Source organism: Vibrio pomeroyi (assembly GCF_024347595.1).
GTDB classification, from domain to species: Bacteria; Pseudomonadota; Gammaproteobacteria; order Enterobacterales; family Vibrionaceae; genus Vibrio; species Vibrio pomeroyi.
This window is the reverse complement of the sequence record NZ_AP025507.1, coordinates 1,117,040-1,137,899: the sequence shown is the minus strand read 5'-3', so window position 1 is coordinate 1,137,899 and position 20,860 is coordinate 1,117,040. Positions and strand designations below refer to the sequence as shown.

The window sequence follows — 20,860 nt, the reverse complement described above, 5'->3', positions numbered from 1 at the left end:
ATACATAACAAAGTGCCCACCATAATTTTGGTGGGCGCTTTTTGTATCTTCAATTACGTTAATCGTAATCGATTAGCTAGATTATGCTGGTTTGGTTCGTAATCGAGTCAACACATCCATTTGCTTTAGGTTGGCCATACCGACATACGCGACTGGCACTAAGAACAATGAGAAGAAAGTTCCGACAGACAAGCCGCCGACCAGTACCAAACCAATGTTAATACGACCCAATGAACCCGGTCCATCAGCCAATGCTAACGGCAATGAACCTAGGATCATCGTGAGTGACGTCATCAAGATAGGACGTAATCTTGAACGTGCACTGCTGATCGCCGCTTCTTGCGCACTCGCACCCGATTTACGTTTCTCGTTCGCAAATTCCACCAGCAAGATACCGTGTTTAGTGACAAGGCCGACCAAAGTCAGCAACCCGATTTTTGAGTAAATGTTAAGGCTTTGGCCAAATACCGATAGCGTTAGAATCGCGCCTACGATACACAACGGAACCGTTAGCAAGATGATCATAGGGTCGACAAAGCTTTCAAATTGCGCTGCCAGAATCAGGAAGATAAAAATCAACGCCAATACGAATAGCACCTGTGCACCGGCGGTTGAATCAACGAGATCTTTTACAATGCCGTTAAATTCGTAGCTCTGCGCCGGTTTCAATAAGCTTGGAACCGTATCATCAATATACGCTTTCACATCACTTGCCGTATATCCGGGCATCAAGTCAGCCGTAATTTCAGCGCTGTCTTTACCCATGAATGTCTTAAAGTTCGATTCCGACGTCACTTGTTTAATCGATACAAACTGAGACAAAGGAAGCCTTTGTCCCGATTGTGAATCCACATACAGCTTATCCAATACCTTGAAATCACCAAGATCGCTCAGGTTGACTTGAACTTGGATTGGGTATGTATAGCCATCATCCGCTTGCAAATCCGCGGCTTTCACTGAACCAAGGAATGTCGATAACGCATTGGTGACATTGCCGTAATCCACGCCAGACAACACAATCGCATTGCGGTCAATCGATAAGTCATAGCGTAACTGGTCACGCAACATTGAGTTCTTAATGTTGGTCACACCCTCGTAATTCTCAAGTGCCTCTACCACTTTGCTCGCCGTTTCAGACAACACTGTCGTATCGCGGTTAACCGTCGTTAGCTCAAGAATCATATTGGTAGCAATGTTTAGGTTATCCGCTGAACGAACCTTGAAAGACATGCCATACGCAGAGACTGAACTTTGCGCTTTGGCAATAAACTCGTTCACCAGCTCATCTGCAGATTGGTCACGCTCTCCCCATGGTTTTAGCAAAACGTGATTGGTCGGTGTACCTTCAATGTAAGACAGGTTCGCTTCAACCGATTCATCGCCTTTAAACACGCTGTTTAACTGTTCGTTGTTATCGAGGTGATACTGACGGCCTACTCCTGTTGGAGGCGTTGACGTCACCTCAACAAAACCCGTGTCTTCCGTTGGAAGCAGCACTTGAGGCATCTTCCAAACCGCTAACGCAGACAACGCAATTAGAACCAAGGCGATACCACTCATCAGGGCTTTCCGTTCAAACCACTTACCTAGCTCCTTGGTGTACACGTCAGACAGTACATTGAGTTTTGCATCGACCTTTTGGTACCACTTTGCTGGCGTTGAAACTGGCTTCATTAAGTAAGCGCTCATCACTGGTGAGAGTGTTAACGCCACAAATCCAGAGATGATCACCGCTGCAGCAAGTGTGAACGCGAACTGCCTGAATAGATCGGCGGTTAAGCCAGCCATCAAGCCAATTGGTAAGTAAACAACCGCCAAAGTTAGCGTCATCGCAATCACTGGGAAGACGATCTCTCGGCACCCTTTAATTGCAGCATTGAACGGAGTTTCACCCTCTTCGATATGACGGTAGCAGTTTTCAGCCACAACAATCGCATCATCAACCACCAAACCAATGGCGAGAATGATAGCCAGAATCGTCAGTACGTTGATGCTAAATCCAAGTAAATGCATGACAGCAAATACACCGATCACACACACTGGAATGGTGATGATCGGAATTGAAGCAACTCGAAAAGAGCCAAGGAACAGAACCACAACCGCTGAAACCAAAACTATCGCTTCAACTAAAGTCATGAAGCCTTCATCAATTGCGGTTTTAATGAAATCGGCTTGGTTGTAGACCATCTTCATCTCAATGCCTTCTGGCAACTGAGGCTGAATCACATCAATCTGTGTCTTAACTTTATTCGCAACGGTTACTGGGTTTTCACTTTTCAGTGGCAACACCTGAATCGACATCGCTAGATTGTCATCTACACGCAGAATACTTGGTGTAAGACTCACCTCACCCATTTTGACTTCAGCAATATCACCTATACGAATGATCTTACCGTTATCAACACGAACCACTAAGTCTCTTACATCATCAACGCTGGTTACTTGGTTGACTGGGTTGATGGAGAAATCTCGCACCTGCCCCTTGATGGTACCTGCGGTAAACGTTGCGTTGTATGAGCTCAATGTTCCAACAACATCGGATGCACTCATATTGAGCGCCATCATGCGATCCGGTTGCAACCAAACACGCACCGCCTTCTCGCTACCACCATACGGTCCCCAAATGCCACCCACACCTTGGATGTGCTTAAATTGAGGCACGACTTGTTGGCTAATGTAGTCGTACATGTCTTGCTTAGACATCTTGCCAGTATTCACAAACGTGATGATGTTACTCGGCATACTGGTGTCAGAAGAATCATCCGTGACCGTTGGCTTATCCGTCATACTCGGCGGGAAATCACCAATCGCTTCAACGCTGCTGCGCAGGTTGTTCATCAGGCTTGTGTATTCAACTTCATCAATGTCGTCTTCAAAGATGATTTTTAGATTACACGTGCCTTCCTGACAGTCCGTCGTCATGGTTTTCACGCTGTCGAGGCCTGTTGCAGCGGTAATGAGCTTATCTGCCACATTACGCGACATGAACTCAGCACTAGCGCCATTAATCGCAGCCGTTACCGTTGCTGACGGTGTTTTATGTTCTGGAAAGTATTGGATTGAGAGCTTTTGAAACGACAAAAGCCCAAGCAAAACAATGGTGATGCTCAGAACTGACGCAAACACAGGGTGCTTGATACATATCTCAGGAAGCTTCATTCAGATTCTCCTTCGTTCCAGCTTCCTTGCTTAATGTTTCCTTGCTGTGAGTTTCGCTTGATGATTCCTCAACAGCCGCGCTAGTCTCTGCTTGCTCGCTGTTTTCGTTGATCGCTTCATCTACACCTTTCGATGCTTCCGTCCAATCAACCGAAGGTTCAATTGGATGTGCTTCGTCCACCTGTGTTACGGTCTTTTCTACTTTAGGCTCAGCGGTCTTCTGAGTGTTCTCTTTGCTTGTCGGTTCCGTTATTAACTCAACAGTTTTCTGTTCAGCATTTGGGTTCATGACCTTAACTAACGACGCTTTCTTAAGGTTCTGTTGTCCCGTCACAACGACGTTATCGCCAAGCTTCAAACCTTTCTCTACAACAACGTAACCATCGTTAGTATTCACGCCTAATTCGACAATACGTTGCTCGATTTTTTCGCCATTCACGACCCAAACAAAACGCTCTGCATCTTTGGCTTGAACGGAGTTTTGAGAAACCACCATCTGCGTTGAATCTTCGCTCGTCATCTGACTTACTTTGGCAAACATACCCGGAACTAAGCGATGCTCCGGGTTAGTCACGTGCGCGTGCACTTCTACACGGCCTGAGCTTTCGTCCACCGCTGGCGCAATGTAATCCACCACGCCAGAAAACGCTTCATCGACAAATGCATCAACTTGGATGGAAACATTCTGCCCAAGCTTTGCGTTGCCTAAGTCCGACTGTCCAATGGAATACTGAACTTCGACAGGATCGAGTTTGATCAAACTGACCAACGCGGTTGCGCTATCAATCTTACTGCCCACTGAGTGGGTGAAATTAGTTAGCTGCCCATCAAATGGCGCGACCAATAAATAGTCATTCATCAGCGCTTCTTTCTGACGGAAATCAGCTGCGGCTAGGTTCGCCTGTTCTCCCAGTTCTTCCACATCTTGTTGAGACATAGAGTCAGGCTGTTTCTTTAGTAATTCTTGTACACGTTTTAATTTCGACTTTGCTAACGCTAGAGAGCTTCTTGCTTTGTCTAAATCGGCTTTCGCTTTGGTATTGTCCAGTTGAGCGATCAGTTCGCCTTTTTTAACTGAATCTCCATCTTTGAAATGGATGTTGAGAATTTTGTCGGAGGCACTAAATGTTAATGCAGCAGAATCCGTTGCCCTGATTTTGCCAACCTCGTTGATTGAAGAAGTGAATGCTTGTTTGTGAGCTTTTTCGATAGTCACAGGAATTAAGTTTGAGTCTTGGGCAAACGATGGAGAGATATGTAAGGCAAACAGTGCCAAACAGATTGTTTTACTAAGCTTTGTAAATTTCATTTTTAATAACCATAACCGTTGAATTCGTCTGAATTAAAACGTTTTTCTAAGCAGCTATTTCTTACTTAATGAGCTTCCAGCTATTTAAATAATGCTAAACAGCTAATAATGAGAAAAGGGCTCAACTCACTGTCGAGCCCTGCAATTTTTATATGATTCCTAAATTTTTACGTTCTGAACTCCAAAGTAAAAGTTAAAAACGATGCTGATACTGTACACCTAGGAGTAAGGCATCAGCAGTCACATCAGCAGTTATATTGGAACTCGTTCCTGGGATCGTCGTCAGGCTTTCGTCAATATCTTGTGATTCTCCGATGATAAATCCGACACCAATATCCACAGAACTGGCAGCCGTGAAGTTATATGTCCCTCCGACCGTTAGCCAATGACGGTTAACATCAGGAATTGATAACGATGTGAGTTCGTCAGTTGGGGAAATGTCGTACATGTAACCCGCTCGTAGAACGATGTCTTTCGACATGGTGTACGTACCACCGACAGAAATATGCCCTGCATCTTTCCATTGGTACTCTTTAATTGAGTCGTCATAAGAGTCAGATGTTAGCGAGTCAAATTCAGACCAGTTCACCCACTGTAGGCTGTAATGGAAAGCCCACTGTTCGTTGAGCTGGTGCCAACCGGAAAACTCTAGAGTGTCTGGTAACGGAACATTCATCTTGTCGGCAGGGACACCGCCTTTGGTAATGTCACCTTCCACTTCAATATCGGGGCTGTAACGGTAAGTAATACCAAATTTATTGCGCTCATTTACCTGATACGTTGCACCAATATTGGCACCTAAACCAAAACCGTCGGCATCAACATCAAGTAGGTTCTTACGGTGAATTTCACCTTCACCGTAGATAACATCAATACCTGCGCCCAAGTTGATCTTTTCAGATAATTCATAAGCGACAGCAAAGCCAACGTTGATGCTTGAGAGTGCCGTTTTTCCTCCAAACTCATCTGCTGAAAATGAGTCATCAAACTCAACATCAGTGCCGAAATTGGAATGCACGGTAGCACCCAAAGTGAACTTTGAGTCTTGAATTGGATGGACGTAATGGATGTTCGGCACTAACGTACCTGCGCTAAGTTCTTGGTCATCCAATGATGTGGTATCACCCATTAAAGGTGTGTAACTGACATTCGACACATCAATTCCGCTATCGATATAGACAGCACCTACCGATAACATAGGTTGTTCGATATATGCCATTGCAGCGCTATTCTTAGCTACAATCGCTGCGCTATCTGCCATTACAGCATCACCAGCGAATGCACGACCTAAGCCAGTTGCAGATTGTGCGTTCAGTTGAAAACCAGCTGCATTGGTTAGACAAGGGACAAGAGCAACTGTAGTGCCCAATAAAAGTTTATTCTTCATCTTGAGGCACCTCTGTTTCGATGTGATCTTCGTTATTTATGACGACTACTGCACCGTCACTCATTACCATTGAAGCAACGGCGATTTGTTGAGTGTCCACAGCTTCCAGTACATCAGATATGTTTTCTCCCGGCATACCCGGTAGCCCGTCTTCATCAACAGGACCTTCATACGGGAACAAATACGTACCGTGCCCACCCGTGGTGGTTCTAACAGCACCACGTTTTTCACTTATATTTTCTGATGTGCCTGTTATAGGGTCTAAGCCAAGTGCAGTAATAAGTGGCTCGGTACCAGTGCGAATGTTATCTGGCGCCGTGTTTGGAATTACGCTGTCTGGCACGTAATCAACGCCTACATCACAGGTTTCACCACAATCTCCGACGGCTGCTAACAAAAGCGTTGGTTGCTCAGCCTCAACTTGACGAGAGATGAAGCTAGCAGGATCAGCACTATCAATCGTTGCTTGAACCCCTTGTTTAAGGTCAGTTACAACCAGATCAAAGATGTCATTCTCCAACTGACTCACAAGCAGCGCGTTATCTGTTGAAAGTGCGACAAACTCACGAAGTGCTTCAATGCACTGCTGGTTTGTTGCCTCTGCGGTACAGATATCAGGAATGACAGTCTCAGCAATGCCACGCTGAACATCAGGAGACTTCTTTACACCTTCAGACATCTCAGGGCCTAAAGTCTGCGAAGACAAAACCAAGTTAGTCAGCCCCTGCCCCGGAACAACAAAGTTCACCGTGTTGAATGCAAAATCAGTATTAGTTGGGAAACCATCTTCAATCTGGCTAAATTCACTGACCATCACCGACATGATTCCACCCAAGGATTGTCCAATTAAGTGAACATCATCTTTTTTCACCCAATGCTCTTGGCTCAACGCGTAACGAAGCCCCAAAAAGTCAGACACCGATTGCTGGAGGTTAGAACGAAGCGCTAAAGGAGAATCAATATTGATGAAGAACGCCTTGTTTGCTCTAGCGCTTATTTCCACATGTTCAGAACTTGAGTCATAACGCATGCGTTCCCCGTGATATGGCATGTCAATCGCAACCACGGCATAACCTTTTTTTGTATATTCCGCAGCCATCAACGATGCTGTACCGCGCTCCGCAGTAACACCATGAATAAATATTGCTGTAGGTAACTGACTACTTTTGTCCCATCCATTAGGAACATAAATATCTGCAGTTATATCTAACTCTTCAGTTATCTTCGGAGTTGGGACTCTTTCCGTAGGAAAACCACCATCGATGTTTGTAATCCATTCGTAAAGTGGAGGACAGTTCTCCTTCGGTTCAAACTCATCAATGATACACTCTGATTCTCTCGCTTTAGTAAAAGGTAAATAGGAAGGAATCTTAAGCTGTTTGGTATAGAGATCGTAATCTTTCTTCCGTTCTGTAATCGGATTTAACTGACTAGTAAAGGAACTTCCAAATACCTCATGGTTGTATTTCATCGCATCCAAGGGAGCATAAGAACTCTGAGTTTTAAACTGCGCTGCATATACAGGAATTCCTTTACCCGGATATAAATCTTCATATGAGCTTATAGCGCTGATAACTTGAGTATGAAGGTCTTGTTCCTTCTCGCTATTAAATTGTGCCTCAGAGTATATTAATTGCTCAAAACTGGCGTCTGCTTTTAAAGGTTCGTCAAATTCAGTTTTTACCCCATCAGTCACAACGATCGAATAAATCGTCCCTTCTTTTAATCCTGATTCGCACTGAATAATAATATTGGAACCATCAGCGGATATTTGAGTACCAACTTCCTCACCAGTTGACTCATTAATTAACACCACGTTCCCTGTTAAGGTTTCATTATTCAATGGATAACGCTTATCTGAATTAACACTCTGTAGCGGAATTAAAATAGGCTCTGCACAAAGTCCCCAACCATCTAAAGCGGCGTATGAGTTGTTGTAGTCCTGATAATAGGCATCATTGGTCGATGACATTGCGGCAGCGTGTTCACCGACTCCGGTAATGGTTCCGTCGTCGTCATACCCGTATCCATCGTTCGGTTTTGGTAATTCATTAATGTTGTAAGGAACTAATACTGAAACGGCTTCTTGAGTCGAGTCTTCTGACTGACAGCCGAGTAAGGCAAGCGTGATTAGTCCACATAAATATGGCTTATTGAATTCTTTCAAAACAGCTCCTTCGTAGCTTTCGCATTTAACTGGTGTGGTCATGCGATTTATCGTTATTTGAGTTGCCGGTTGAGTCGGAGGTAAGTTCGACTTTTATTCGCAGAGAGCAAGGCAACACGAAGTTGGAATGACACGTTGATAGAACTACGTAAGAAATTTGAGCACTTAACCCACACCCACTAAATCAGCGTCACCAGTTAATGATCTAATAGCTACTAACACCAAGCACCTGAAACCACATTAAACAACCTCAAAAAGGTATATAAGGAAATCTAATCAGGTTGATAATTCAATTTAAATCATAAGCTTAAATATCAAAGACAACGAAATCAGTAAGTTTATATTTGTAGCGACATTTGTTATATTTAGGTAGAACGCTTATTACAATGAGAACCCAGATGTCTGCTGAATTTATTATCAATGATGATATACAGGTCAATTTAGAAGAGAGTGAAATCCATCACTTTAAGACAGGCCGTACGTACCCAATAGGTTCTAACGAATCAGAGCTCCTTAAGTTTTTGATCTCTAGACCCAATGAGGTGATTACTCGCCAAGTTCTAATTGAGCAAGTATGGGTATCGAAAGGTATCTATGTTGAAGATGGCAGCTTAATGCAAACCATCTCTATCTGCCGAAAAGCGCTTGAAGACAAGAGTGGAATGATCATTGTCACTGAACGCGGCAAAGGCTACCGATTTGCAGGGCAAGTAACACAAGATAAAGAACGCGCATTGCGTAAAATTCAAGCCCAACCCACGCAGCGAACTGAACAACCAACAGAGAGCTCTATAGAGGAAAGCTCGACAGCAGAAAAAGCAGCCCCAACGAAAAAGACAAACCATGTGTTAGCGCTAATTGCTTTATTTATAGTGACCGCGGGTCTATCACATTATTTGTTTGCTTATTTAGACAGAAATAGTTTAGGCGAAGACCTTACAGGCCAACATTTTATCTCTTGTACAATCGAGACCGACGAGTTCACCTTTAAAGAACTCTACAACGTCACTCTTTATGAATATAAGGGTCGAAAAATCATCATAGATAATTCAGGAAAATCTTTGAGCTTCCCTAGCGAATTTAAAGGAGTTACTTGTGAATAAAAAAAAGCAGATATTCGTTGTCGTCGCTCTATTAGGTATTTTGGTCGGCTGGTTAACAACCTTTATTCCGAAAGAACACCTTAAAGGTCATTATTTAGCCAATACAGCATCAGTGGTCAATCCGCCTGAGAAAATAATTTATAATCAAGCTTCTGTTAATATTGAGTTTAAGAAGAATAATAGTTACGAGCTGTTATATGTTTCGACTAAAGAAGCTGGTTTCACATCGTCAGGAACTTACGTTGTCACTCAACACGATATTTCGTTAGACGAGACTCAACACGAGCAGATCATCCCAGATAGAGATCTCACATTTTATGAGAAAGTCATGATCAGTGAAGGTGCGGTGCTCTCTTCCGATGCGATGACCTACATTCCATTGAATGACAAAGAACTGTTATTGGTAACACAACGCGGAATGATTCATTTCTGCAAAAAGGTGGCATGTGCTGATTTGCCCGCTTATTCAATTTCGGAACCGGACGTAAATATCAACTAACCCTTCCTCACCAAAAGGTCGAACTCTGTAACTTTTGTGAGACTTAACTCTGGCGTCTGCTATTTCCCAAATAAAGTAGGCGTCAGATTCTAATCCTCAGATTCAAAAAATACCTTCCTAAATGTAAGAAATGACCCTTTCCTCTTGATTTCAACCACTAAGCTAGAAAAAACATAATTTTATAAATCAAAACCTTTATATGCAACCTCACACAACAAAGGTGATCCAAGCTATATTCTAGCGAACGATATAATTTGTTTATTAACATCTAAACAACAGTAGTTATGCATGATTTACAACCACAATTAACATCGCAAAAAATATTTGTCTTAGATCATATCAACCTCAACTATGCCTCGTGCCACAGTGCAGTTTTCTGTACATTCATTGTCATATTCTGAAACACTTTCTTATATTTTTTAAACTTTGTGGAGATTTCTATGTTAGAGCTCTTGATCGGATTAGTGATTACCATCGCTGTTGGTTACTTTATTGTAAAAGGCTATAAAGCAGCAGGCGTATTATTAACTGCTGGCCTTGCCCTACTTCTTATTACTGGCCTTATTGGTCACACAGTTTTACCAGCTAAGGTAGCTTCAACAGGTAACATGGTTACCGACTCACTAGAATTCGTTAAGTACATGCTTCAGTACCGTGGCGGCGGCCTAGGTATGCAAATCATGCTTCTTTGTGGTTTCGCTTCTTACATGACTCACATCGGCGCAAACAACGTGGTAGTGAAACAGTTCTCTAAGCCACTGTCTGTTATCAAATCTCCATACGCACTGCTTGTTGCTGCGTACATCGTGGCGTGTCTAATGTCTCTTGCAGTAAGTTCTGCAACGGGTCTTGGCGTACTATTGATGGCAACACTATTCCCAATGATGACGGCAATGGGTATCTCTCGCCCTGCTGCGGTTGCGGTATGTGCATCTCCAGCTGCGATCATTCTTTCTCCTACATCAGGTGATGTTGTTATTGCTGCAGAAAAGTCAGGCTTAGACCTAGATGTGTTTGCAGTTCAAACAGTACTGCCAGTGTCTATCTGTGCAATCATCGTGATGGCTGCGGCTGCTTTCTTCTGGAACAAGTACCTAGATAAGAAAGAAAACACACCAATGGAAAAAGTAGACGTTTCTGAAATTGAAACAACAGCGCCAGCTTTCTACGCTGCTCTACCATTCCTGCCAATCATCGGTGTTTTCCTATTCAACGGCCGTACGATCCCAGGTCTTAAGCTTGATATCTACACTATCGTTGTTGGCTCTATCTTCGTAGGCGCGATCATCGATTACGTCGTGAAGAAGTTCGACGGTGAGAAAACGCTAGAAGACCTAGACTCTTGTTACCAAGGCATGGCAGAAGCATTCAAAGGCGTAGTAATGCTGTTGGTTGCGGCGGGTGTATTTGCTCAAGGCTTAATGTCTATCGGCGCAATTGATAACCTAATCGGCCTTGCTGAAGCAGCTGGTGCTGGCGGTATCGCACTGATGCTTATCCTAACAGGTCTTACGGTTGCTGCCGCTATCGCGACAGGTTCTGGTAACGCACCTTTCTACGCTTTCGTAGAGCTTGCGCCATCGTTAGCCGCGAAAATGGGTTTAAACCCTGCATTCCTAATTATCCCAATGCTTCAAGCATCAAACCTAGGTCGTACTATCTCTCCAGTATCTGGCGTAGTGGTAGCAACATCAGGTATGGGTAAAATCAGCCCATTCGAAGTTGTTAAGCGTACATCGGTACCAGTAATCTGTGGTCTTATCACGGTTATCTTCGGTACGCTTGTGTTGGTTCCAATGACGGCTTAAGCCTCAAGTTCCTGTGTTCCACTAACTAAGAACAGAACACGAAGACAGATATAAAATGCTTAAACAAAAAAGGCGCTGAACTTAATAAGTTCAGCGCCTTTTTAATATCACTTTCTCAACATGGTTAAAGCTGTGGAGATATAAATAAACAGTACGGCTTGAAATAGTTTGATTTCAAAGGAACAAGCCCTACTTCATTTCTCCATAACGTTCTAAGTAAAGAACGGTTGCTGCGGTACGTGAAGGCACTTGTAGTTTCTTCAGCAAGCTTTTCATATGTACCTTAACTGTCGATTCAGAAATGAACAGGTGGTCAGCGATCTGCTTGTTACGGTAACCTTTTGCGACTTCTTGAAGGATCTGCATTTCACGTTCAGTCAGTTGGTCGAAGATGTCGTTGCGGCTACCAGCATCGTTTAGGTAACGAGCAACCACACTGCTGTATGCTTTGTCGCCACTGTGTGCTTGCTTAAGCAGTTCGATCAGTTCATCAGGCTCAGTGTCTTTCAGCAAGTAACCATCAGCACCCGCTTTTACAATCGCTTCAATGTCTGCCGGGCTGTCAGAGACAGTTAGGATTACAATGTTTGCGCTTGAGCCGTCAGTACGAAGTGCTTTCAAGGTATCTAACCCAGACATGCCTTTCATATTGAGATCCAAAAGGATCAAATCAGGTTCTTCTTCATGAGCGAGAGCAACTGCTTCAGTGCCGTTACTTGCCTCTGCAATCACTTCGAATTCGTCTTCAAAGCTCAGTAATTGGCTTATACCTCTGCGCATCAATGGATGATCATCAACCAGCATTACTTTACAAATCGTCAACTTTAACTTCCTTCAAACTTTTATATTTCAATATGACTGTACAGCCTTCACCTTGAGCCGCTTCAATCGTTAAGTCGCCATTCAGTCTTGCCGCACGCTCCTGCATAATGCTCATCCCATAGTGGTTCGTTTTAGAACTACTTGAGTCAAAGCCGTCTCCATTATCTTTAATCACGACTAACACTTCACCGTCCTCATCGATACAGCATACATCTATCAAGTCGGCATTGGCGTGTTTTATTGCGTTTATTGTTGCTTCACGAATCAATTGAAGCAAGTGAACCTGACTGTGTGCATCAAGTTCAATCGATGAAAGATTATTGGTGAGGTTAATCTTCGCATCGGTCCTTTCACTGAGTTCCTCAAGCATGGTGCTCAAGGCATCTCCAAAGTTGCCCTCTTTTATGGTCAACCTGAATGTGGTGAGTAGCTCTCTTAACTGAGTATAGGCATCAGCCAAACCATTACCGATTTCCGACGCGATTTGCTCTGACTGCTCTCTGTGTTGCTGCTCTGGCAGTTTACCAATCACACGCTTTAATAATGTAACTTGGATTTTCAAGTATGACAGTGATTGAGCCAGTGAATCGTGTAACTCACGTGCGATCGTCGCACGTTCTTCCATAATAATAAGCTGTTCGGCTTTCTTTTGGGCGCGATTATAATAAATAGCTCGAGATAACAGTTGAATAAAGCTCTCAATCAACGCCTTGGTAGAATGCCCGTGGTGATAAGAACAGTACAAGTAGCCAAGAATAAGTTCGTTATCATCCAACTTCATCTCGAACTTTTCGTAATCTAAATTCGAATCGTAACCTTCATCCATAATCAATGAACGGCCTGAGTTATCTACGATCTCAAGTCTCAGTGATTCTATTCCTTCCAAACTCACGAGGTGTTGCAAGATAGCTCGGAAGTTTTCAGGAGCAATACGTGTCACCGTGAGCTCTTGTGACGAGTTATAAAGTGCCTGCAGTGATTGGTTGGCATTTTGTAGTTCTACCGTCTTAGCATTCACCACATCTTCAAGATTGCGATAAAGCACGCCGAGGTCTTTCGCCATCGAGTTGAAGGTTTTCGTCAGAATACCCATTTCATTGCTACTGGTCACTTTGAGTTCTACCTCAAAATCACTGTTCTTGATTCGCTGGCTCGCTCCCACTAAAGCATGTAGAGGTTTAACAACCTGTTTACGTACAAAGTGAACAACAAAAAGAGATATGACGAGAATTCCGCCTAAACCAATACCACCAGCCCACGCCAGTTTTATCAGCTTGTCTTCAGAGAACTCTTGCAGCTTAAAAACGAAGCCATCAATTTCAGTCACGAAGTTTTCAACCAACACGAGATAGTGTTTGCGATCTTCACTGTTTAATACGCGTTTCAGCTCATGCCAACGGCCAATGATTAGATAGTAGTCTTCTGTGATGTCTGTCGGAACTTCCCAACTTACTAAGTTGGTCATCGACGGTGAGTAAAGAGAGCTTTCGAATTCACGGATATGAGAATCATAATCAACTGATTCTATTTGAATATCATGGGCTAGACGGTAGCTCTGCATTCGCATTGAACCTGCGACGTTCACCGCTTCTGCATCATTCAGACTTGAAGCCAATGTAAAGATAGCAAAGCCAGTCGTAGCAACCGACAACAACAGTATAGATAGCAGTGACTTAGCTATCGTACTCGTTACAGATGAAACCGGTTTTATAAGCAAAAGAGCCTTCCTATTGATAAATGACTTGCCAGCAAGATCGTATTGTCACACATCAAAAATCATAGCTCCATTCAATATGTGATCACTCGCTTCGTAATTTATTGATCTGAGACAACATATGCCCCCAATTAGCCCTAAGGGGGTATTTATACAATTGTTTCTAAAACTACACTACTTGTGAGGACAAATTACAAGATATTAATGGAATAATGACCTACAATTACAACATCTTAGCAACATCTATGGGTATCTAGTGGTAGATCTATCAAAACGCCGTCTATTTTCTAGACGAAAAGTTGATTCAAGCCAGATTCGTTTGCCTTGGATTAAAAACCTAGAAAGCTTTGCAGATGACTGCACTCGCTGCGGTAAATGCATCGAGAGTTGTGAGACTGAGATAATCATTGTAGGCGATGGTGGGTTTCCTACTGTCGATTTCTCAATTGATGAATGTACGTTCTGCTATCAATGCGCAGACGTTTGTCCTGAACCCATTTTTACGCCAAAGCAAGGAGAGCCTTGGCAAGCAAAAGCACGTATTTCTGATAAGTGTTTAGCGCAACAAAATGTTGAATGCCGAAGCTGTGGTGACATGTGTGAACCTATGGCCATTCAATTTCAACTTAGAGCAGGCAGTGTTGCTCTACCAAAAATCGAGTTAAATGAGTGTAGCGGTTGTGGAGCCTGCGTAGCAGTTTGCCCTACTTCAGCTATTCTTGTGAGTAATGCATAAATAAAAATAACGAGAGCAATTTATGGCACTAAATGAAGTGCATATATCAAGTTTAGTCGTGCATGTGAGCCCAGAGCATCTCAATGAGATCAAAGCAGAGATCGAGCAATTCGATAACGCTGAGATCTACGGAGATAGCCCTGAAGGCAAAATCATCGTGGTCCTAGAAACCGAAAACCAAGGTTTTGTAACGGACACCATCGAAGCAATAAACAACATTAAGAACGTTTTAGGGACAGCTTTGGTTTATCACCAAATCGAAACTGGACTAGAAGAAACGGATTTAGAAACTGGAAGCAACAATTCTCAACTTGAGGGTGAAGTATGAAAATGACAAGACGTGCGTTTGTGAAAGCAAACGCAGCTGCATCAGCGGCAGCCGTTGCAGGTGTAACACTACCGGCAACAGCAACCAACCTGATTGCTAGCTCTGATCAAACAAAAATCACGTGGGATAAAGCGCCTTGTCGTTTTTGTGGTACGGGCTGTTCGGTACTAGTAGGTACTCAAAACGGCAAAGTGGTTGCAACTCAAGGCGACCCAGAAGCACCGGTAAACAAAGGCCTTAACTGTATCAAAGGCTACTTCCTTTCAAAAATCATGTACGGCAAAGACCGTCTAGAACAGCCTCTTCTTCGTATGAAAGATGGCGAGTTCCACAAGGATGGTGATTTCGCACCAGTATCTTGGGACAAAGCGTTCGACGTGATGGCTGAGAAATGGAAAGCATCTCTTAAGAAGAACGGTCCAACAGGTGTTGGTATGTTCGGTTCTGGTCAGTGGACAGTAATGGAAGGCTACGCAGCCGTTAAGATGATGAAAGCGGGTTTCCGTTCAAACAACATCGATCCAAACGCTCGTCACTGTATGGCTTCTGCGGTAGGTGCATTCATGCGTACCTTCGGTATCGATGAGCCAATGGGTTGTTACGATGACTTTGAACACGCAGACGCATTTGTCCTGTGGGGTTCAAACATGGCAGAAATGCACCCAGTACTATGGACTCGTATTACAGACCGTCGTCTAAGCCACCCACACGTTCAAGTAAACGTACTGTCTACTTACTACCACCGTTCTTTTGAGCTTGCAGACACTGGTTACATCTTCAACCCTCAGTCTGACCTTGCGATTGCAAACTTCATCGCAAACTACATCATCCAAAACGATGCAGTTAACTGGGACTTCGTGAACAAACACACGAACTTCAAGCAAGCAACAACAGACATCGGTTACGGTCTTCGTGACGATGATCCTCTACAGAAAGCAGCAGCAAACCCTAACTCAGGCGCAATGACTGCTATCTCTTTCGAAGATTACAAAGCATCTGTTGCTGAGTACACAGTTGAGAAAGCGTCTGAAATGTCAGGTGTATCTCAAGATGACCTTATCAAGCTGGCTAAGCAATACGCCGATCCAAACATCAAAGTAATGTCTCTATGGACAATGGGTATGAACCAACATACTCGTGGTGTATGGATGAACAGCCTTGTGTACAACATCCACCTTCTAACAGGTAAGATTTCTACTCCAGGTAACAGCCCATTCTCACTAACTGGCCAACCATCTGCGTGTGGTACAGCTCGTGAAGTAGGTACGTTCTCTCACCGTCTACCTGCAGATATGGTGGTTGCTAACCCGAAACACCGTAAGATTGCAGAAGACATCTGGAAACTTCCAGAAGGCACTATCCCAGCAAAACCTGGTAAACACGCAGTTGCTCAAGACCGTGCATTAAAAGACGGTACGATCAACGCTTACTGGGTAATGTGTAACAACAACATGCAAGCTGGTCCAAACATCAACACTGAACGTCTGCCAGGTTACCGTAACCCAGATAACTTCATTGTTTGTTCAGACCCGTACCCAACAGCAACAGCTCAAGCGGCTGACCTTATCCTTCCTACAGCAATGTGGATTGAGAAAGAAGGTGCTTACGGTAACGCTGAGCGTCGTACACAAGCATGGTACCAACAAGTGAAAACGGTAGGTGAAGCTAAGTCTGACCTATGGCAAATCATGGAGTTCTCTAAACGCTTCACTATTGAAGAAGTTTGGGGTGAAGAACTGGTTGCGAAAATGCCTGAGTACCGTGGCAAAACCATGTACGACGTGCTTTACAAAAACGGCAATGTTGATGCATTCCCTCTGTCTGAAGCTCAAGAGCTTAACGACGATGCACAAGCACAAGGTTTCTACGTTCAAAAAGGTCTATTCGAAGAATACGCAGCCTTTGGTCGCGGCCACGGTCACGATTTAGCACCATACGATCGCTACCACAAAGTACGCGGCCTACGTTGGCCTGTTGTTGACGGTAAAGAGACACTATGGCGCTTTAAAGAAGGTTCAGATCCATACGCTAAGAAAGGTTCTGATTGGGACTTCTACGGTAAGCCAGATGGTAAAGCACTGATCATCAATGCTCCATACGAGGCGCCACCTGAAGTACCAAACGATGAATACGATATGTGGCTATGTACAGGTCGTGTTCTTGAGCACTGGCACACAGGTACTATGACTCGTCGTGTACCAGAACTTTACAAAGCAGTACCGGATGCACTTTGCTACATCCACCCTGCTGACGCTAAAGCTCGTGGTCTTCGCCGTGGTGATGAAGTTCTTATCGAAAACAAACGTGGTGAAGTTCGTGTGCGTGTTGAAACTCGCGGCCGTAACCGTCCACCACAAGGCTTGGTATTCGTACCATTCTTTGATGCAAGAATTCTGATCAACAAGTTGATCTTGGATGCAACGGATCCTCTGTCTAAACAGACGGACTACAAGAAGTGTCCAGTTAAGATCACTAAAGTCGCTTAAGCCTAGGCTTAGAGAGACGATCTTAAGTATCTAATATTGCGACTACTTTTTTCACTGTTTTGAAAAAAGTAGTCCTCTCAAAGAATTAGCCTTTAGGCGGAGAAATTAACATGAAAAAACTGATTACTGCCCTACTATCAGCTGGTCTTTTACTAGCTGGTGCAGTTCAAGCTGAAGCTGAGCTGGATAACCCAGGCGGCATTGGTGGCGTAGAATCTCTACGTGGTGCAAGTGAACTAGAAGCAACTCGCGCAGCGGACGACTTTAAAAAGTTCCCACGCGACCAAGTACTAGAGAGCGATTACGTATACCAACCACCATTGGTACCTCACACAATTCGTAGCTACGAAGTTTCTTTAAACGCAAACAAATGTCTGTCTTGCCACAGCTGGAAAAATGCAAAAGAAATGGGTGCAACTAAGGTGAGTGTAACTCACTACATGAACCGTGAAGACGCCGTTCTTGCTGATGTGTCACCTCGTCGTTACTTCTGTCTGCAGTGTCACGTTCCTCAAGCTAATGCAAAACCACTAGTTGAGAACGAGTTCAAACCTGTAGATTCACTGCGTTAATCGTAGCCGGACTGTAAGAGAGGCTATACATGATAAAATTACTTAAAGCGTTTTGGAAAAGACTCGCGACACCAAGTAAAGCAGCGGTAGGCGTTGTTTTATTCTTGGGTTTCTCGGGCGGTCTTTTGTTCTGGGGTGCATTTAACACGGGTATGGAAGCAACCAACACAGAAGAATTCTGTTCTGGCTGTCACGCACCTATTGTTGAAGAGATCCAAGAAACGATTCACTATTCTAACCGTTCAGGCGTTCGTGCAATTTGTTCAGACTGTCACGTACCGCATGAGTGGACTGATAAAATCGTTCGTAAAGTTCAAGCATCAAAAGAGCTATATGCGCACTTTATTTCTAAGACGATTGATACGCCTGAGAAATTCAAAGAGCGTCGTCATCACTTAGCAGAGCGCGAATGGGCTCGATTGAAAAAGAACGATTCACTTGAGTGTCGTAACTGTCACCAGTTCGATTACATGGACTTCTCAGAGCAGAGCCCTCGTAGTGCGAAACAGCACTCGACAGCGCTAGCTTCTGGTGAGAAAACGTGTGTAGACTGTCACAAAGGTATTGCACACAAACTACCAGACATGCACGGCGTTGAAGGCTGGCAATAAGGAGCGATTGAATGAGTACTTTAGAAAGCGTAATTTGGCACATCCTAGGTTACAGCGCTATGCCAGTTATCATTCTGGGCGGCTTCGCAGGTGTTGCAGCCGTATCTCTTTGGATTTTATCTATGGGTAAAGACAAAGAAATCGATTAAGAATCGAGATTGCGTTAACTTTTTCCAGTTATGCTTGAGATAAGTTGACACTAAAAAGCCACTGAATTCAGTGGCTTTTTTATTATCTGGCGTTTCTGTTTATTGCTCGGGGGATGATGAAACCTTAGTAAAGCGACATCGCAGCTAATATAAAGAAAGCCTTATATAACAAAACCTAGGCTTCGTTTTTCGGAGCTTCTGTGTCAGCAGGCTCTTTATCGACCGCTTCTTGATCAACAATCGGCAGCACCTGTTTTACATAGTTACCTGGTGCCTTGCCAATCACAGGGTTAAGCTCAGAACCTTGATTGAAAGGTTCGATTTTCTCGTCAGTCTCCAAGCCCTGTAACCACTGATCCCAGTGTGTCCACCATGAACCTTCATTATGGCTCGCGTTTGATAGCCACTCATCAGCAGAATCATCAAGATTGTCATTCAACCAGAACCCATATTTCTTCTTGTCTGGATGATTAACAATACCTGCAATATGACCAGATTCACCCAACACAAAGGTTTTGTTGCCACCTGTGTTCAATGCACCACGGTAAGTCCCCTGCCACAAGGCAATATGGTCTTCTTTGGCTGATATGAAGTAGCTCGGTATTTTGATTTTATTCAAATCAATCCACACGCCGCCCACTTTCACGCCTTTGTCTTGAACGAGTTTGTTCTCAAGGTAAAGCTCACGCAACAAGAAGTTATGGCATTTGGCAGCCACGTTTGTGCTATCACTGTTCCAATACAATAGGTCAAACTCCATTGGGCTGCTGCCTTTTAGGTAGTTATCAATATAGTAGTTCCAGTACAGACTGTTTTCGCGAAGCAAACTGAACGTCACGCTCAGTGAGCGACCGTCCATATAACCTTTGGCGTCGTTCTGTTTCTCAATCGCGTTAATGATCGTTTCGTTGATATACGCGCCAACCTCACCCGGCTGCGAGAAGTCCAACAAGGTGGTAAAGAACGTCGCGGTTTTGATGCGCCTCTTCATGCGCTTCGCCGCGTAGTAAGCAACCGTAGAAGCCAATACAGTGCCACCGATACAGTAACCTGCTGCATTGATCTGCTCTTTACCGGTAATGTCTTCAATCGCTGCGACCGCTTTCACTACACCTTCCGTGACATAGTCACCGAATTCTTGGTCTTTCTGAGCCTCGCCCGGATTACGCCAAGACATCATGAACACACTGTGCCCTTGCTCAAGCAACCAACGTACCATCGAGTTCTTTTCACGAAGGTCAAGAATGTAGTACTTATTGATGAACGGAGGAACGATCAACAAAGGCGTCGCGTTCACCTGAGGTGTTTTTGGATAGTATTGAATAAGCTCGAACAGGTCGTTTTGAAAAACAACATCACCTTCCGTGTTCGCAACATCCACACCTAATCGGAAGGCGTTATTGTTGGTCATACGAATCTTTAGGATATCAGCACTCGCTTCAACGTCTGCTTGTAGTTGCTCTAGCCCATCAAGCAGGTTTTCGCCATTTCGCTCAAGCGTCAGTTTCATCAGCTCTGGGTTAGTCGCAATGAAGTTGCTTGGAGAGAGAGCATTGATGGCCTGACGTGAAAAGAACGCTACTCGCTCTTTGGTTTTCTCGTCGATGCCTTCGATAGAGTTGATAGTATCGATGTAGCTTTTGCTGAACAACAAATAGGATTGCTTAATAAAGCTGTAGAACGGGTCGTTTTTCCACGCCTCGTCAATAAAGCGCTTGTCGCTATGATCTTCAGCTATCACACTCTCGGTGTTGCCCATCAGCGCGGCATTTTGCCAGATCTTGAGTTGTTGTTCCCACCACTGGGATTGTAACTGAAGAAGAACAGCAGGTTGGTTAGCGGCTTGCTCGAAGATTTTTGATGCGTCATCAAAATTCAGTTCTTGCATCGCTTGGTTGAGGGGAGATTGCGCGGCTTCCTTGTTTTGTTCAAAGTTATCCCACCATTGCTGGTTTGTTTGTTGAAGTTTAACAAGGTAGTCCGAAAAGAAGTGTTGAAACATAACATGAC

The 20,860-nt window shown here is 44.0% G+C and carries 16 protein-coding genes; 9 read left to right on the top strand and 7 right to left on the bottom strand.

Annotated features, from left to right (window positions below):
- Positions 1-81: 81 nt before the first annotated feature.
- From OCV12_RS21140 to OCV12_RS21125, 4 genes are all read right to left on the bottom strand, one after another.
- Entirely contained in the window at positions 82-3,159 is a 3,078-nt protein-coding gene (locus tag OCV12_RS21140) for an efflux RND transporter permease subunit (RefSeq protein ID WP_261886037.1), read from the bottom strand.
- Positions 3,146-4,468: an efflux RND transporter periplasmic adaptor subunit gene (locus tag OCV12_RS21135; RefSeq protein ID WP_176679598.1), complete on the bottom strand. Its 1,323-nt coding sequence runs from the start codon at positions 4,466-4,468 to the stop codon at positions 3,146-3,148. Before OCV12_RS21135 ends, OCV12_RS21140 begins: the two co-directional genes overlap by 14 nt.
- Positions 4,469-4,661: 193 nt before the next feature.
- Entirely contained in the window at positions 4,662-5,855 is a 1,194-nt protein-coding gene (locus OCV12_RS21130) for an outer membrane protein transport protein (protein WP_261886036.1), read from the bottom strand.
- The gene (locus OCV12_RS21125; protein WP_261886035.1) at positions 5,845-8,064 is read right to left on the bottom strand and encodes a lipase; all 2,220 of its coding nucleotides are present in this window, start codon (positions 8,062-8,064) and stop codon (positions 5,845-5,847) included. The genes OCV12_RS21130 and OCV12_RS21125 overlap by 11 nt, the downstream gene beginning before the upstream one ends.
- A 356-nt stretch (positions 8,065-8,420) precedes the next feature.
- Between OCV12_RS21125 and OCV12_RS21120 the strand changes: the two genes are divergently transcribed.
- The 3 genes from OCV12_RS21120 to dcuC all read left to right on the top strand — a co-directional run bounded on the left by OCV12_RS21120 (position 8,421) and on the right by dcuC (position 11,432).
- Positions 8,421-9,125 carry a winged helix-turn-helix domain-containing protein gene (locus OCV12_RS21120; protein WP_261886034.1) on the top strand — a complete coding sequence of 235 codons (705 nt, stop codon included), beginning with the start codon at positions 8,421-8,423 and terminating at the stop codon, positions 9,123-9,125.
- On the top strand, positions 9,118-9,624 hold the full coding sequence (locus tag OCV12_RS21115; protein ID WP_261886033.1) for a hypothetical protein: 507 nt from the start codon (positions 9,118-9,120) through the stop codon (positions 9,622-9,624). Before OCV12_RS21120 ends, OCV12_RS21115 begins: the two co-directional genes overlap by 8 nt.
- A 440-nt stretch (positions 9,625-10,064) precedes the next feature.
- On the top strand, positions 10,065-11,432 hold the full coding sequence (gene dcuC / locus OCV12_RS21110) for an anaerobic C4-dicarboxylate transporter DcuC (RefSeq protein ID WP_123285646.1): 1,368 nt from the start codon (positions 10,065-10,067) through the stop codon (positions 11,430-11,432).
- Positions 11,433-11,621: 189 nt separating this feature from the next.
- Here the strand turns inward: dcuC and OCV12_RS21105 are convergent, their stop codons facing one another.
- Together OCV12_RS21105 and narQ are read right to left on the bottom strand one after the other, a co-directional pair.
- The gene (locus OCV12_RS21105) at positions 11,622-12,254 is read right to left on the bottom strand and encodes a response regulator (protein ID WP_008219279.1); all 633 of its coding nucleotides are present in this window, start codon (positions 12,252-12,254) and stop codon (positions 11,622-11,624) included.
- Positions 12,241-13,971, bottom strand: a complete 1,731-nt coding sequence (gene narQ / locus OCV12_RS21100) for a nitrate/nitrite two-component system sensor histidine kinase NarQ (RefSeq protein WP_261886032.1) — start codon at positions 13,969-13,971, stop codon at positions 12,241-12,243. Before narQ ends, OCV12_RS21105 begins: the two co-directional genes overlap by 14 nt.
- A 253-nt stretch (positions 13,972-14,224) precedes the next feature.
- Here narQ and napF point away from each other — a divergent pair, with 253 nt between their 5' ends.
- The 6 genes from napF to OCV12_RS21070 all read left to right on the top strand — a co-directional run bounded on the left by napF (position 14,225) and on the right by OCV12_RS21070 (position 18,850).
- Complete coding sequence (gene napF / locus OCV12_RS21095) at positions 14,225-14,704, top strand: ferredoxin-type protein NapF (RefSeq protein ID WP_239846434.1); 480 nt, start codon at positions 14,225-14,227, stop codon at positions 14,702-14,704.
- A 22-nt stretch (positions 14,705-14,726) separates the two neighbouring features.
- The gene (locus OCV12_RS21090) at positions 14,727-15,032 is read left to right on the top strand and encodes a chaperone NapD (RefSeq protein ID WP_017058194.1); all 306 of its coding nucleotides are present in this window, start codon (positions 14,727-14,729) and stop codon (positions 15,030-15,032) included.
- A complete protein-coding gene (napA, locus tag OCV12_RS21085) occupies positions 15,029-17,518 on the top strand; it encodes a periplasmic nitrate reductase subunit alpha (RefSeq protein WP_017633043.1) in 2,490 nt (829 codons plus the stop codon). The genes OCV12_RS21090 and napA overlap by 4 nt, the downstream gene beginning before the upstream one ends.
- A gap of 110 nt (positions 17,519-17,628) precedes the next feature.
- A complete protein-coding gene (locus tag OCV12_RS21080; protein ID WP_017062614.1) occupies positions 17,629-18,090 on the top strand; it encodes a nitrate reductase cytochrome c-type subunit in 462 nt (153 codons plus the stop codon).
- Between the two features lie 29 nt (positions 18,091-18,119).
- Positions 18,120-18,701, top strand: a complete 582-nt coding sequence (locus OCV12_RS21075) for a NapC/NirT family cytochrome c (protein WP_170964248.1) — start codon at positions 18,120-18,122, stop codon at positions 18,699-18,701.
- Between the two features lie 11 nt (positions 18,702-18,712).
- Entirely contained in the window at positions 18,713-18,850 is a 138-nt protein-coding gene (locus OCV12_RS21070) for a TIGR02808 family protein (protein ID WP_010430103.1), read from the top strand.
- Between the two features lie 175 nt (positions 18,851-19,025).
- On the opposite strand, the gene phaC is transcribed toward OCV12_RS21070, so the two are convergent.
- Complete coding sequence (phaC, locus tag OCV12_RS21065) at positions 19,026-20,852, bottom strand: class I poly(R)-hydroxyalkanoic acid synthase (RefSeq protein ID WP_261886031.1); 1,827 nt, start codon at positions 20,850-20,852, stop codon at positions 19,026-19,028.
- Between the last annotated feature and the right edge of the window lie 8 nt (positions 20,853-20,860).

Excerpts from the sequence above, each read along its gene's own strand:
- OCV12_RS21140 (WP_261886037.1), bottom strand. The coding sequence starts at position 3,159 with ATGAAGCTTCCTGAGATATGTATCAAGCACCCTGTGTTTGCGTCAGTT.
- OCV12_RS21135 (WP_176679598.1), bottom strand. The coding sequence starts at position 4,468 with ATGAAATTTACAAAGCTTAGTAAAACAATCTGTTTGGCACTGTTTGCC.
- OCV12_RS21130 (WP_261886036.1), bottom strand. The coding sequence starts at position 5,855 with ATGAAGAATAAACTTTTATTGGGCACTACAGTTGCTCTTGTCCCTTGT.
- OCV12_RS21125 (WP_261886035.1), bottom strand. The coding sequence starts at position 8,064 with ATGACCACACCAGTTAAATGCGAAAGCTACGAAGGAGCTGTTTTGAAA.
- OCV12_RS21120 (WP_261886034.1), top strand. The coding sequence starts at position 8,421 with ATGTCTGCTGAATTTATTATCAATGATGATATACAGGTCAATTTAGAA.
- dcuC (WP_123285646.1), top strand. The coding sequence starts at position 10,065 with ATGTTAGAGCTCTTGATCGGATTAGTGATTACCATCGCTGTTGGTTAC.
- OCV12_RS21090 (WP_017058194.1), top strand. The coding sequence starts at position 14,727 with ATGGCACTAAATGAAGTGCATATATCAAGTTTAGTCGTGCATGTGAGC.
- napA (WP_017633043.1), top strand. The coding sequence starts at position 15,029 with ATGAAAATGACAAGACGTGCGTTTGTGAAAGCAAACGCAGCTGCATCA.
- OCV12_RS21080 (WP_017062614.1), top strand. The coding sequence starts at position 17,629 with ATGAAAAAACTGATTACTGCCCTACTATCAGCTGGTCTTTTACTAGCT.
- OCV12_RS21075 (WP_170964248.1), top strand. The coding sequence starts at position 18,120 with ATGATAAAATTACTTAAAGCGTTTTGGAAAAGACTCGCGACACCAAGT.
- OCV12_RS21070 (WP_010430103.1), top strand. The coding sequence starts at position 18,713 with ATGAGTACTTTAGAAAGCGTAATTTGGCACATCCTAGGTTACAGCGCT.
- phaC (WP_261886031.1), bottom strand. The coding sequence starts at position 20,852 with ATGTTTCAACACTTCTTTTCGGACTACCTTGTTAAACTTCAACAAACA.